Origin of the sequence: Treponema sp. OMZ 855 (assembly GCF_024181145.1) — a bacterium.
Classification (GTDB): Bacteria; Spirochaetota; Spirochaetia; order Treponematales; family Treponemataceae; genus Treponema.
In genome coordinates this window covers 625,586-639,991 of the sequence record NZ_CP051194.1, presented here as the reverse complement: position 1 = coordinate 639,991, position 14,406 = coordinate 625,586, and the positions used below count along the sequence as shown (strand labels likewise).

The 14,406-nt window shown below is 45.9% G+C and carries 12 protein-coding genes; 5 read left to right on the top strand and 7 right to left on the bottom strand.

All coding sequences use genetic code 11. From position 1 onward, the window contains the following. Positions 1–100: 100 nt before the first annotated feature. On the bottom strand, positions 101–403 hold the full coding sequence (locus E4N65_RS03000) for a hypothetical protein (RefSeq protein WP_044013303.1): 303 nt from the start codon (positions 401–403) through the stop codon (positions 101–103). Between the two features lie 39 nt (positions 404–442). Between E4N65_RS03000 and E4N65_RS02995 the strand changes: the two genes are divergently transcribed. Beyond that, positions 443–1,237, top strand: coding sequence for an Rpn family recombination-promoting nuclease/putative transposase (locus tag E4N65_RS02995; protein WP_044013305.1), 795 nt, complete (start codon positions 443–445; stop codon positions 1,235–1,237). A gap of 214 nt (positions 1,238–1,451) precedes the next feature. Here E4N65_RS02995 and E4N65_RS02990 read toward each other — a convergent pair whose 3' ends face one another. Then, positions 1,452–2,195 (bottom strand): YebC/PmpR family DNA-binding transcriptional regulator, encoded by a 744-nt coding sequence (locus E4N65_RS02990; RefSeq protein WP_044013307.1) that lies wholly within the window; start codon positions 2,193–2,195, stop codon positions 1,452–1,454. 332 nt (positions 2,196–2,527) lie between these two features. Between E4N65_RS02990 and E4N65_RS02985 the strand changes: the two genes are divergently transcribed. Beyond that, complete coding sequence (locus tag E4N65_RS02985; protein ID WP_158506654.1) at positions 2,528–2,713, top strand: hypothetical protein; 186 nt, start codon at positions 2,528–2,530, stop codon at positions 2,711–2,713. 222 nt (positions 2,714–2,935) lie between these two features. Here E4N65_RS02985 and ligA read toward each other — a convergent pair whose 3' ends face one another. Beyond that, positions 2,936–4,861 carry an NAD-dependent DNA ligase LigA gene (ligA, locus tag E4N65_RS02980; protein WP_044013309.1) on the bottom strand — a complete coding sequence of 642 codons (1,926 nt, stop codon included), beginning with the start codon at positions 4,859–4,861 and terminating at the stop codon, positions 2,936–2,938. Positions 4,862–5,246: 385 nt separating this feature from the next. Between ligA and E4N65_RS02975 the strand changes: the two genes are divergently transcribed. Both E4N65_RS02975 and E4N65_RS02970 read left to right on the top strand, forming a co-directional pair. Further along, the gene (locus E4N65_RS02975) at positions 5,247–6,065 is read left to right on the top strand and encodes a transporter substrate-binding domain-containing protein (protein ID WP_044013311.1); all 819 of its coding nucleotides are present in this window, start codon (positions 5,247–5,249) and stop codon (positions 6,063–6,065) included. Between the two features lie 15 nt (positions 6,066–6,080). Further along, a complete protein-coding gene (locus E4N65_RS02970) occupies positions 6,081–6,908 on the top strand; it encodes a substrate-binding periplasmic protein (protein ID WP_044013313.1) in 828 nt (275 codons plus the stop codon). Positions 6,909–6,943: 35 nt separating this feature from the next. Here E4N65_RS02970 and E4N65_RS02965 read toward each other — a convergent pair whose 3' ends face one another. Further along, a complete protein-coding gene (locus tag E4N65_RS02965; RefSeq protein WP_253673990.1) occupies positions 6,944–8,227 on the bottom strand; it encodes an MFS transporter in 1,284 nt (427 codons plus the stop codon). Positions 8,228–8,357: 130 nt separating this feature from the next. Here E4N65_RS02965 and E4N65_RS02960 point away from each other — a divergent pair, with 130 nt between their 5' ends. Next, a complete protein-coding gene (locus tag E4N65_RS02960; RefSeq protein ID WP_253673989.1) occupies positions 8,358–9,044 on the top strand; it encodes a class II aldolase/adducin family protein in 687 nt (228 codons plus the stop codon). A 79-nt stretch (positions 9,045–9,123) separates the two neighbouring features. Here E4N65_RS02960 and rpsG read toward each other — a convergent pair whose 3' ends face one another. The 3 genes from rpsG to rpoC all read right to left on the bottom strand — a co-directional run bounded on the left by rpsG (position 9,124) and on the right by rpoC (position 14,400). Beyond that, a complete protein-coding gene (rpsG, locus tag E4N65_RS02955; RefSeq protein ID WP_044013319.1) occupies positions 9,124–9,594 on the bottom strand; it encodes a 30S ribosomal protein S7 in 471 nt (156 codons plus the stop codon). A 12-nt stretch (positions 9,595–9,606) separates the two neighbouring features. Next, positions 9,607–9,981 carry a 30S ribosomal protein S12 gene (gene rpsL, locus E4N65_RS02950; RefSeq protein ID WP_016518396.1) on the bottom strand — a complete coding sequence of 125 codons (375 nt, stop codon included), beginning with the start codon at positions 9,979–9,981 and terminating at the stop codon, positions 9,607–9,609. A gap of 87 nt (positions 9,982–10,068) precedes the next feature. Then, complete coding sequence (gene rpoC, locus E4N65_RS02945) at positions 10,069–14,400, bottom strand: DNA-directed RNA polymerase subunit beta' (RefSeq protein ID WP_253673988.1); 4,332 nt, start codon at positions 14,398–14,400, stop codon at positions 10,069–10,071. Positions 14,401–14,406 lie beyond the last annotated feature (6 nt).

Genomic DNA, 14,406 nt, shown 5'->3' with positions numbered 1-14,406 from the left:
TATTATATACTGTCTTTAAAAAAAATACAAATAGAAATGCTTACCAGGGCAACCGCATTATAAAATATTTTCAGAGGTTACCTTCCTTCTGTGCGAAATTTTACTTAAAATTTTGCACATTTTTCCAGCAGACGGGTAAACGCATCAGGTGAGTAGGTAAAAACCATGGAAAAATTGAAACTGTGGAGACCATTTGAACCGCAGACAGAACTGCCACGGATGCCAATTCCTTGGCGTTGCTCTGCTCGAATAGGCTCAATTTTTCCGCGGGGGCATTAAAAAAACGACCTGATGCGTTTACCCTGAAATGCTTGCTGTTATTGCATTCTTTGCAGTCTTTGTGCAATTCTTTTTTTCGCTGTTCTTCATAAAAAATAAAAAAAGAAGTGCTTTTTCCAGCCATTTTCCTCCAAAAGTCGCATAAGGACTGTAGGAGGTGTGAATGACTAGAAAACCCTTTGAAGAACTAACTATTTCCGATGACTTTATGTTCTGTAAAGTCATGGAACACGAATCGCTGTGCCGGCCGTTTCTTGAAATGCTCTTTAGTGCACAGATCGATAAAATCACGTATCTTTCGTCTCAGAATACGGTTACGACTAATTTGGGCGCAAAAACCGTCCGCCTTGATGTACTGGTAAAAGATGAAGACGGTGCATCCTACGACATTGAAATGCAAGTAGGAAACGAGTATAACATCCCCAAACGGATGCGGTATTATCAGGCAGTACTTGATGTCGCATTCTTGGATAAAGGTTATTATTATAAGGCATTAAATAACAGCATTATCATTTTTGTCTGTCTCTTTGATCCTATAGGTAATGATAGAGCAGTTTACACGTTTGAAAATATCTGTATCGAAGATAAAAACATCCCCTTACAGGATGGAACAAAAAAGATTATACTGAATGCGAAGGCATTTAAAAGAACAGATAATCAAGAGTTACAAGGTTTTTTACAGTATGTGAAAACAGGCAAAGCAACAACCGATTACACGAGGAGGATAGAGCAGATGATACAGACGGTAAAAAGAAATGAATTAGCACGGAAAGAATACCACATATTACCGGCAGCCCTGATGGATGCGATGGATGAAGGCAAATCGCTTGGTCTTGCTGAAGGTTCCCACCAAAAAGCGCTTGAAACGGCACGACTGATGAAGCAAGCCAATTGCGAAATACCGTTTATCGAAAAAATGACAGGATTGAGCAAAGAAGAAGTGGAAGCGATTAACTAATTAAATATTTTTCATTAAGAATTTTTAATTAGAGAGACCACGGGAAGTGCCGCGTTGATTCTACGGCCGCAATAAAACAAAAACGCCATACAAACCGCTGAAAACAACGAGAGTATGGCGTTTTTTTATAGAGGAAGCCTCTAAAAACCTCAGTTTTTAGAGATTTTCCTTAGATTAGATTATTTTTGCGATATTAAAATTACAAAATGTACCGCTATTCCTCCGGCTCAAAATCATCGGGAATATCGAGGTTTGTGTATACGTTCTGAACATCGTCATCTTCTTCAAGACGTTCAACCATTTTTAACACTTTACGGATTGTTTCTGCCTCCAAACTCATATATGTTGCGGGAACCATGGAAACTTCTGCAGAAACGGATTCAAATCCTTTTTCCTGTAAGGCTTCAAGCACGGAAGCAAAGTCGTTGGGATCTGTTGTTACCGTAATAATACCGCCGTCAGCCTGAATATCTTCCGCTCCGGCTTCCAATGCCTCTTCCATCAGTTTTTCTTCACTGACGACTTCGGCATCATACTCTATAACGCCCTTGCGGTTAAACATATAAGCTACCGAACCGGTGGCACCGAGGTTACCTCCGTTTTTGGAAAAAAGGTTACGCACATTGGCTGCAGCCCGGTTTTTATTGTCGGTCAGTACTTCCACCAATACCGCAACGCCGCCCGGCGCATAACCTTCGTACAACAGCTCTTCATAGCTTGCACCGCCCAATTCGCCGGTACCTTTCTTTATAGCCCGTTCAATATTATCTTTCGGCATATTAGCCGCGCGTGCTTTTAATATTGCAGTTCTTAATCGGGGGTTACCATTCGGATCCCCGCCACCCATACGTGCAGCTATAGAAATTTCTTTAATAAACTTTGTAAACATCTGACCGCGTTTTGCGTCAGCGGCCCCTTTTGCGTGTTTAATCGTCGCCCATTTACTGTGTCCAGACATTATATACTCCTTCCGTCTTAATTAAAAGGTAAAAAACAAAATATGCGCAAAAGGTATATCATATAAACACAGCTCTGTCAATTATATGTCTTTTGCAAATATGCGGGGCATCTACTGCGTCACACGGCAAAAAAGTGTCCTCAACGTATCAAAGATACGCCTGCGGTACTTTTTTGCCTAACTCCTTGTATCTGCACCGCCTATTTTCAAAAGCGTTGGAGATACGGCGCATCTGCGTTGTCACATCGTCAAAACTATACGTCCGTGTACAGTTTTGACTGCGAGTTTCACGCTCACACGAAACATCGCTTCTGGTTGAACCAGTGGCATCCGTGCCACTTCTGAAAATGCTCAACGTACAAAAAGTACGTCTCCGCTTTATTTTTGCTCGCACCTTGAAATTTCAGAACGGACACGGATATTCGTGGTTCCATGCAACGCCGAATTTGCCGTGCAAACTCGGCGTTGAACAGTGTACACGGAAGTACACTGTTCAACAGGCTATTTTCAAAGGCTAACGGAAAAGTTAATTTCAAAAGCGTTGGAGATACGGCGCATCTGCGTTGTCACATCGTCAAAACTATACGTCCGTGTATAGTTTTGACTGCGAGTTTCACGCTCACGCGAAACATCGCTTCCGGTTAATACGAGCGGCATCCGTGGCGGTACTGAACAAAAACTCATCATTAAACAATGCACACGGATGTCCATTTGCTGACGAGGTATCTACGAGACCGGCATTAAAATAGTTTTAAAAACTCGTCTTCGGTGATAATCGCAGTGCCGAGTTCCTGAGCTTTCTTGTTTTTTGACGAACCGGAATCGGGCGTATTGGTTACCAAATAGGTAAGTCCCTTGGTTACCGACGATTTTACCGCCCCGCCCTTTGCTTGAACCATCGCTTCAGCTTCTTTTCTTTTAAGCGTATTCAGTTCTCCGGTAAAGCAGAAGCTTTTTCCTGCGAGCGGAAGATTTCCTTGAGCGGCGGCTGGTGCTTGAATAACGATCATTCCCGAACCGGTAAGCTGCAGCATTTCTTCTTTTGCATCGCGGAGACCGAGCGTCAGCGTATGGGCAAGGATGCTGCCGAATTGGTACACGGCGGCAAACTCTTCCTCTGAAGCTGCAAGCAATTTTTCGAGGGTATCAAAGCCTGCGTCAACCAGCTTTTCTACCATGATACGGCCGATACCTTCAATATCAAAACCGGCAATAAAGACCGGCAGTGAGATTTCACGTTTAGCGTGCAATGCGCGGTGTACTTTTTCCGCCGACTTTTTTCCCATGCGTTCGAGCGCTGCGAGTTCTTCAATAGTCAGTGTATATAAATCGGAAATAGAACGGAGGCGCTGTGCATCAAAGAGCTGTTTGAGGAGCACTGTCCCGAAGTCTTGAATATCGAGGGTATTGATCCATTTTTCTATCCGGTGATGAATGAGCTTAGGGCAAGCCGGATTCGGACAGTACAAGCGAGTACCTTCGTCGCGGAGTGCAGTACCGCAACTCCCGCACTTGCAAGGCTGTTCGATGGGCGCGCTTGAATCGGGATTTTCGATAAGCGCTTCTATCTTAGGGATAATCTCCCCTCGTTTGGTTACCAACACTCTACTGCCGATCCTGAGGTTCAGCTCCGCAATCATGTTCGGGTTGCAGAGGTTTGCCCGCTTAACGGTTGTGCCCGCCAGCTGAACCGGATCGATCAGCGCGATGGGGGTGTAGGTAGCGCCCGACTCACTCCACTCGACGCTGCGCAACGCGGTAACCGCTTCTTCAAGGCTGAACTTAAAGGCGATTTGTTTTTCCGGCCGCGCCCTGCTGAGGTCTGCGGTATCGATACGGTCGTTTTTAACGACAAGGCCGTCGATGTCGTAGGGAATAGTGCTGCGGATATCCATAACATGGGCGCGGTAATCGATAACTTCCCGGACGCCGGCGCACCGTGTAACCGGTACCTGTAAAAAGCCCTGTGCTTCAAGCCAACTGAGTTTCTCGGTTTCTGTGGTGAACGGCGCCGCTTCGGTAAAGGGTTTTCCAACTGTTCCTGCGGCAGCATCATAGCAAATAATTTCGAGGTGCTCGCTACCGCTGCCGTCCTTCCGCTTCATCAACCCGTTCGCCGCATTCCGGCAATTCTTTTTATCGGGATAAAAACGGCGCAGCACCTCTTTGGTCATCAGCACTTCGCCTCGGATACCACCGGAAAAGGGAGCTATGCCGGTAGAGGCGGAATCGCCTTTCAGCTCAAGTACGACGCCCTGCATCTTTTTAACATTCGCGGTAATATCGTCTCCGATTTTGCCGTCGCCCCGTGTTACCGCCCGAACGAGCCGCCCCTTTTCGTATTGCAGCTCCATACTGGCGCCGTCCAGTTTGTATTGTACCAGAAAATCGGAGAACGGCATCTTTTCCGCCCATTTTTGGAAACTTTCGGGATCCGCTGCTTTTTCTTGGCTCCCCATCGGGATAATGTGTTCCGCCTTCGGGAAGCCGTCGGCGCTGTCCTTAGGTACCGTTGCAAATAAGACATTCTGAGGGTCGATGCTTCGCAGTTCGTCCCACAATAAATCAAAATCCGCATCCGAAATTTCCGGTTCTGCGTTATAGTATAAGTCCTGATGCTTTTTTATTAGCGCTTCAAGTTCTTGTATCCGTGTATTCTTTTCCATAGTGAAACCATACTACATTTCGCACATTTTTTCCAACAGGAGAGCAGGCAACAGGGTAAACGCATCAGATCGATTTTTAACATCCCCGCAGAAAAATTGAGACTATTCGACCAGAGTTGAACCTCTTCGCGGTTCAAATGGTCTCACAGTCTCAATTTTTCCGCAATTTATATCTGCTCTGCCTGATGCGTTTACTTCTTGGCTGGAAAAATGTGCGAAATTTTGAGTAAAATTTCGCACAGAAGGAAGGCAACCGCTAAAAATATTTTTGATGCGGTTGCCCTGAAGTAGGCAATAATTTCTCTTTACAGGACACATAAAAAATGGTAGTGTTAGTATACTTCTCCACACGAATAAGATATTATTGAAGGTTTTAGAGACAAATATGAAAAAATGGATAGCTGTGTCTGCGGCATTCTGTATACTATTTCTTTTATTTTCTTCATGCCGCCGCAGTCATAAAATTGAATACATTGAAGATCCGTCTTGGTCAAAAGTTCAGGTAAAAGCCACACTGGTCATCGGCGTTTCAGATTTTGTTCCCATTCTCTCCTTTAGAAATGAAAAGAATGAAATAGTAGGGTATGATATCGATATATTGACGGAATTATGCCGCCGGATCGGTATTCATCCGGTTTTTTACCCGATAGATTGGACGCAAAAAGAAATGCTTTTGAATAGGGGAACAATCGATTGTATTGCAAGCGGTTTCAGCCTTACGGAAGAACGTAAACAACACTATAGAATGTGTACGCCGTATCTTCAGAATACTAAAATTGTCGTAGCGCTTGCAAGAAAAGACTATCAAACATTGGCACAGCTGCGGGACAGAAGGATAGCAGTTGAGGCAGGAACCGGAGGCGACGAAGCATTATTGAACACAGAGGTGTTAAAAGATCATGTTATTATCCAAACGTACAACTCTATCGGTAGTTTATATACCGCCCTCAATAACGGAGTGTGCGATGCCATCGTATTGGATCTTATTTATTCCTGTAATACGCTCGATCGAAATCCTCAATACAGTATTATCAACGAGGCGATTGCAACCGAATATTACACGTTCGCTTTTAGGAAAACGGACGGTTCGCTTGTCGCCAAAATCGAATCCGTTTTAGCTGAAATGGAGTCCGACGGCACTATTCCGGCTTTTTCTCGGAAATGGTTCGGTTCCAATCTATCCATACTTAATATCAGACTGTAATGAGGCTGAGGTAAAATGAAGGTAAAATTTATTTTCGGTATTTTTTTGTTGTTTACAATCCTTTCTTGTACTGGCCGCCGGACGGATCAAGAAGGAATCAATGATTCCTCATTGGCAAGAGTTATTATCAACAATGAACTCGTAGTCGGGGTTGATCCATCCACTCCTCCTCTTAGCTTTTACTCCAGTACAGGTCAAATTGCCGGATACGAAATAGATATTGCACAAGCGGTAGCCGATAAACTCGGTGTAAAGTTAAGACTTGTACCAATTAGCACAGCAAACAGAATTGCCAAACTTGAAAACAGGACAATTAATTATATCGCAAGCGGTTTTATCAATAATGAGACAAATGCCGAACGCTTTTTATTAAGTACACCTTATTTACGGGACGCGTTGGTAGTTGTGGTGCTTCGCAGTATGGACGGTACCGTAATGTTCAATCAATTTTCTGATTTACGGAATAAACGGATCGGTATGTTGGCAGATGAAGAGATGCGCGAAATAGTTATGAAGTCTCCCCTCTATATAAATAACGGCCGCCGCCCATATCTTTATCCCCATCAAGAAGATATGCTGACTGCGTTGGACTTCAAACAGCTTGATGCTGTCGTAATGAATTTGCTGACATATTACAGTAAAATTACAATAGAAAAGAAACTATACGAGGCTCTCGGAGATCCGATCATCATTACTACCTATAGCTATGCATTCAGAAAAGAAGACAAAGAATTAGCGGAAACGATGAATGCTTTGCTTTACGATATGGCACGAGACGGATCGCTGCGGAGAATATCCGCAAAGTGGTTCGGTGCCGATGTGTCGATAGTTGGAAAATACTAACAGACACGAATCCGGGAGAGCTAGAAACAGTTGGTTTAGATTTTTGGAGAGTTCCCGCTAGTATTTTCATTTCGCATGATCAACAGATAACATGCGATGCCGATAGCTGGAAATACGCTAAATAATAAAAAGAGCGCAGGGTACCCCATGTATTCGATAATATACCCGCCGATTATGCTTCCTATTACATAGGCAATACCGTTTGCGGCAGTAAAAAAGGCCATAGCGGTTACCGTTTTGCCGCAGCTGTGCAAAACGCAGAGCAGCACACTCAATGGATAGAATAATCCGAAACTAAGCGAATGCAAAAGCTGCCCGACAATAGCCCCACGGATTCCGGGAATAAAAATATAGCAAAAATTTCGCACAATGACAGTGAATAAACAGAGGGGAAGAAGTCGCTCTTTACCGAAACGCCGGATACATTTCCCAGAAATAATAAGCAAGGGGATTTCCGCCATTGCCGACAGCGCCCATAAACCGGCAGATGCTTCTATTTTAATATATTCCTCGACATAGAGCGAAAAAAATCTTTGGCTGGGAACCAATCCCAAGAATGCGAGAAAGATCAACAGCAAGCATTCCCAAAACTGCTTGGAGAAAGCAGCAGGTTTTGTTGAGCACGGTGCTTTCGGTTTTACTAAATCTTTCGGGGACGGCTCTACTACCAATGGTTCTTGACCATCCGATATCTCAGCAGCCCATCGGTTTTGAAGTTCCTCATCATTGTCTTCGTTTACACAAGCAAATGAGAAATCGTATAGATCAGGTACCCACCTGAGCATTAGTATAAACAACAATGCACCTGCACTTATACTTAAAACAATGGATGTCGGCTTTTTTCCCGAAATAAGCGGATGGAGCTGTAAAAACAGATTCATACCGACAAATCCTACAGAACCGAGTGCCCGTATTTTTCCGTACTGATCACTATGTTGTCCGAGTACCTTTGTAGTAAAACCGTCCAGCACGGGCACCATCCCCTTAAAGCCAATGGCAAAAATACCGAGGCAAATAGCTGTGCTAAAAAATGAATGAAAATGGAGAAGAGGCAGCAGCAATACTGCAATATCAATCCCGAATACACACATTACGAACCCATATCGGCCGGTTTTATCAAGCTGCCGTGTAATAAAAAAAGGTGCACACACACCTACGATTTCAATAACGCCAAGTAGGATGCCGATCCGTGCTGTTGAAAATCCAAGTGTTCTCAGCATAATCGGCAGATAGGAATTGATTATTGCATACAGTGAAAATAGCAAAAAGTACGGAAACCCTCTGCGTAATATCAGCGGCTGTTCTATCGACTTTTCCATACGATTTATACTCCTTACGACCGGATTGTGAACATACCATCCGCACGAATAATACAAATATGCATAGGTTTTGTCAAAATAATAAGCGGGTGAAATTGACAGAACGAGATTCCGCAGTATACTAAACGCTATGAATATTTCAGAGATTAAAGATCAGATGTGCGACATTTGCCACAAAATGTGGCAGCTTGGCTGGGTAGCATCAAATGACGGAAATGTATCGGCTAAGCTGGAAGACGGAAATTTTTTGGTAACGCCGACAGGCATCAGCAAAAGCCTTATCACGCCTGAAAAATTGCTGATCATTACCAAGGATTGCGAAATTATTGAAGGTGCCCACGGTTATAAACCTTCGTCGGAGATTAAAATGCATTTACGCTGCTATCAAGACCGCGATGATGTCGGCGCTGTCGTACATGCGCACCCGCCCGCCGCAACAGCCTTTGCAGTTGCACATTTGCCGATGGATCGCTATACCACGATTGAATCCGTTATTACCATCGGTTCGGTACCGCTTACCCCCTATGGAACACCGTCCACCGACGAAGTTCCCGAAGCGATTGCTCCGTATTTACCTGAACATGATGTATTTCTTCTTGAAAACCACGGAGCACTCACCCTCGGCCGCGATCTGCTAATGGCATATTACCGCATGGAAACTTTGGAACTTTCCGCAAAGATCAGCATCTATGCTCATATCCTCGGCGGAGAAAAAGAAATCTCCCGCGATAATATCGATCGCCTGTGCCGTATGCGCGCCGACTATAACGTATGGGGTAAGCACCCCGGATACAAGCACTACCGGAAAGATGAATAAAAAAAAGCCTTGAAACAGTATGCTTCAAGGCTTTTCGTATTACGCTGCATTACCGATAACGATCGGTAACTGCAAACAACTACCAGCGATAGTGAGCAAACGCTTTGTTTGCTTCCGCCATACGGTGGGTATCTTCCTTCTTTTTGAAGGCAGTACCGGTATTGTTGTATGCGTCAATAACCTCGGCAGCCAAACGTTCGGACATGGCATGACCGTTCCGGCTGCGGGCAGCGCCGATAATCCAGCGCATTCCGAGCGCCTCGCGGCGGGATTCGCGGATTTCGATCGGTACCTGATAGGTGGCACCTCCAACGCGGCGTGATTTTACCTCAACGAGCGGCTTAACATTCTCAAGCGCTTTGGTAAATACGGTAAGCGGATCTTCTCCGGTCTTCGACTTAATTACATCAAAGCTGTCGTAAAGAATAGCTGTAGTAACGGATTTTTTTCCGTCGAGCATCATACGAGCAATAAACTTTGAAAGCACAACGCTGTTGTAGCGTGCATCCGGCGCGATCGGTCTATTGATAGTCTTCTTTTTCCGTCCCATAATAAACCTCCCTTACGCCTTAGGCTTCTTAGCGCCGTACTTTGAACGGCCGCGTTTACGATCGGCAACGCCGAGCGTATCCTTTGTTCCACGGATGATGTGATACCGCACACCCGGTAAATCCTTAACACGGCCGCCGCGGATTAAAACGACAGAGTGTTCCTGTAAGTTATGTCCAATACCCGGAATGTAGGCAGTTACTTCGATACCGTTGCTCAAGCGCACACGGGCAACCTTCCGCAATGCGGAATTCGGTTTTTTCGGCGTAACCGTCATTACACGGGTGCATACACCGCGCTTCTGCGGGCATGACTGCAATGCAGGACTCTTGGTTCGCGAGACGACCGCTTTTCGGCCCTGCTTTATCAATTGATTAATTGTAGGCATTTGCCCTAACTCCTTATATCTCTCCGCCAGCACTACGGATTAAGTTATAACAACAGCTGTTTATTTTAATGTAGTATACGCAGTCTGTCAATCCTCGAAATCTCCTGAAGGTTCATCAAGAGGCGCTTCATCATAAGAAGTTTCAGCGGATTCCATATCCCCATAACCGAGTTCGTCATCCGTATCGAAGTCTTCTTCCATCTCCGCTTGAGCTTCGGCAGCCTCCGCTTCTTCCAACTCGCGTCTGCGCCGTTCGAGGATTTCGTTTACCTGCTCGTCCAAGTCGCTCATATTCTTATCGAAGAGCTTAACCGACCGATACTGCGACATACCGGTACCGGCGGGAATCAGATGGCCGATAATAACGTTTTCCTTTAAGCCGCGCAGCTCATCGGTTTTACCGGCAATAGCAGCATTTGTTAAGACCTTCGTTGTCTCTTGGAACGAAGCCGCCGAAATGAATGAATCGATATTCAATGCCGCCTTGGTAATACCTTGGAACATCGGACGTGCAATAGCAGGCTGACCGCCCTCCGCAGTAACACGCTTATTCTCTGCATGGAATTGGTATTTATCAACCTGTTGACCATAGATAAAGCGAGTATCGCCGACAGACATAACCTCAATTTTCCGAAGCATCTGGCGGACAATAACGCCGATATGCTTATCATTGATAGAAACGCCTTGCATCCGATAGACATCGCGGATCTCATTCATCAAATAATTCTGGAGTGCATTTTCACCCAAAATTGCGAGAATATCATGCGGATCAAGGTTTCCGTCGCACAGCCGCTCGCCCGCTTCAACGGTATCGCCGTCCCGGACAAGCAACCGTTTGGACATCGGAACCAAGTGTTTATAATCTTTACCGTAATGATCCTTCACGATAACAATTCGTTTACCCTTCAATAAGCCTTTAAACGAAACCGTACCGGCGACCTGAGCAAGCACAGCCGGAGATTTCGGACGGCGAGCTTCAAAGAGCTCCGAAACACGAGGCAAACCACCGGTAATATCCTGCGTTCTTGCAGCAGCCTTCGCAAGTTTTGCGATAACCGTACCGGCCTTAATCTGAGTATCTTCTTCTACCATCAGCTGAGCGCCATCCGGCAGGTAATAGAAGCCGAGTGCGTTACCGGATTCATCGGAGATAAATACACGGGGCTGTAAGGTCATATCCGATTTCAATTCAGAAATATGGCGCTCCACGACGCCCGTTTCATCGTTGACATCCTCTTCGAGGGTCGAACCGGGGATAATATCCTCAAACCGGACAAACCCGTCTTGCTCCGCAAGAATCGGTTCATTATACGGATCGAAGGTAGCAATAACCGAAGTAGCCGGTACGTAATCGCCTTTTTTGACAACAACGGTAGAACCGTTCCTGATTTCGGTTTTTTGTTCGGGAGCTGTCAAATACAGCGTCGAACCGTTCAAATAAGCAAAAGCATTCAATGGGCTTTTTACCACTGTACCGTCCCCAGCGGTATACAACACATCGTCGCGTAGAATACGGACACCCGTTTCTACTGCAACAGAATCCCCTGCGGTAAGATTGTACTCTTTAAGCACTTTCTCAAACAGAAGCGTACCGCGGCGGGTAAACAGCCGATTACCGTCATCAAGCGGAATGGATGTTCCCAAGACATCCTTGATGATGACGGGATATTTAAAGGTGATATGATTCTCTTCGGTTGTGCTGCTTGCCGTACCTCCGACGTGGAAGGTACGCATCGTCAACTGAGTACCCGGCTGGCCGATAGACTGTGCCGCAATAATACCGACCGCTTCACCGATTTCGACAATCTTATTGCGGGCAAGGTTGCGGCCGTAGCACTTCACGCAGACGCCGTGTTTGGACTCGCAGGTTAATACCGTGCGGAGCTTAACGGTCTGTACGCCCGCTTCCTCGATCTTCGCAGCAATTTCATCGGTGATGTATTCGTTTACGTCGATTAAAAGCTCATGCGAAATCGGGTGCTCTACCCGCTCAAGCGTATATTTACCGACAATCCGTTCGCTCAAAGATTCGATAACCTCATCCCCGGATTTTACCGCCGAGTACTCAATACCGTTTATGGTACCGCAATCTTCCTCATTAACAACAACATCCTGTGCAATATCGACCAGACGGCGCGTCAGATAACCGGCATCTGCGGTCTTCAACGCGGTATCGGCAAGCCCCTTACGAGCACCGTTCGTAGAAATAAAGAATTCGATAACGTTCAAACCTTCTTTGAAGTTTGAACGGATGGGTAACTCGATAATATCACCGCTCGGTTTAGCCATCAAACCGCGCATACCGGCGAGCTGACGAATCTGGTTTCGGCTTCCGCGCGCACCGGAGGTCGCCATCATATAAATCGTATTAAAGCCGTCCTGATCCTTCGCGAGTGTATCCATCATTATCGTGGTCAACTCTTCGTTTGTCTTTGACCACACCTCGACGACCCTGTTATACCGCTCTTCCTGTGTGATATGGCCGCCGCGGTACTGACTATATATAGAAAGAACTTCGTTGTTTGCCTTTTCGAGCATGGTCGATTTTTCCTGCGGGATAATGATATCATCCATACTCAATGTTGCGCCGAAGAAAGTTGCATAGTAATAGCCGACGGATTTAAGCTTATCCAGCATTTGAACGGTAACCCAGGTTCCCTTCGTGCGGTACACGGTTTCGATCAGCTTGCGGATTTGCTTATCATCCAATGCGGTATTGACAAACGGAACACCTTCGGGCATTTCTTCGTTGAAAGCAAGGCGTCCGGGGGTTGTTTCCACTTCTTCACCGCGGTAGTTTATCTTGATAAGTTCCTGCCAACCGATAGAGCCGGCCTCTGCAGCCATCATCACCTCAGAAACCGAAGAATACCGGCGGATGTGCTGTCCTTCCTTTAAAGTCCGCTGCTTGGTTAAATAGTACAGACCAAGAACCATATCCTGTGACGGATACACGATTGTCTTTCCGTTTGCAGGGTCGAGTAAGTTTCTGCTCGAAAGCATCAATGTCCAACATTCCATCTGCGCCGCTTGCGTAAGCGGTACGTGGATAGCCATCTGGTCACCGTCAAAGTCCGCATTGAAGGGTTTACAAACAAGCGGGTGCAGTTTGATAGCCTTACCTTCGACAAGAACCGGCTCAAACGCTTGAATACCGAGACGGTGCAGCGTCGGGGCACGGTTCAGCATAACGGGATGTTCGCTGATAACCTCGTCAAGAACGGCAAAAACGGCTGGAGCTTCCTGCTCAACCATGATTTTCGCTTTCTTGATATTGGAAACAATTTCTTTTTGAACGAGCTTTTTCATAATGAACGGCTTAAAAAGCTCCAATGCCATCTTAGTCGGCAGGCCGCACTGCCACAGCTTTAATTCAGGGCCGACAACGATAACCGAACGTCCCGAATAGTCAACACGCTTACCAAGCAGGTTCTGACGGAAACGTCCCTGCTTACCTTTAAGCATATCGGAGATGGACTTGAGCGGACGGTTAGAAGAGCCCTTAATAACACGTTTCCGCTTCGAGTTGTCGAACAAGGCATCCACCGCTTCTTGCAGCATCCGCTTTTCGTTGCGGATAATGATATCGGGCGCTTTAAGGCTCATTAAACGGGTTAACCGGCTATTTCGGTGAATGACACGGCGGTACAAATCGTTTAAATCCGAAGTTGCAAAGCGTCCGCCGTCCAGCTGCACCATCGGGCGCAAATCGGGCGGAATAACCGGAATAACATCAAGTATCATCCATTCGGGCTTATTGTTTGACGTTCTAAAATGTTCGACAATCTCAATGCGCTTTAAAAGCCGCTTATCACTTTTTGCGCCCTTTTCGATCATCTTCATTCTAAGCTGAGCGGCAAGCTCATCCAGATTTAGGTTACTCAATAAGGTTTTAACGGCTTCTGCGCCCATATTTGCGGTAAAGGCGCCGCCGTACCGTTCCTGAGCATCACGGTACTCATCTTCGCTTAACAGCTGATTTTTCTTTAAATCAGTTCCACCCGGCTCAATAACAATGTACTTTTCATAGTACAACACCGAACGGAGCGCCGCAACCGGCAAGTCCAACAAAAGCCCCATCCGGCTCGGTACGGATCGATAGTACCAGATATGAGAAACGGGCGCTGCCAATTCGATATGCCCCATACGCTCGCGGCGTACTTTAAAGTGAGTAACCTCGACACCGCAACGGTCACAGATAACACCCTTGTAACGGATCGATTTAAACTTACCGCAATAGCATTCCCATTCTTTTGTAGTACCGAAAATACGCTCGCAGAAAAGCCCCTCCCTCTCAGGACGCAGGGTACGATAGTTAATCGTTTCGGGTTTTTTTACTTCGCCATACGACCACGCGCGGATCGCTTCAGGCGAAGCTAATTTAATCATAATATTGTCGAAATCTTGTATATCTCTCATAGCCCA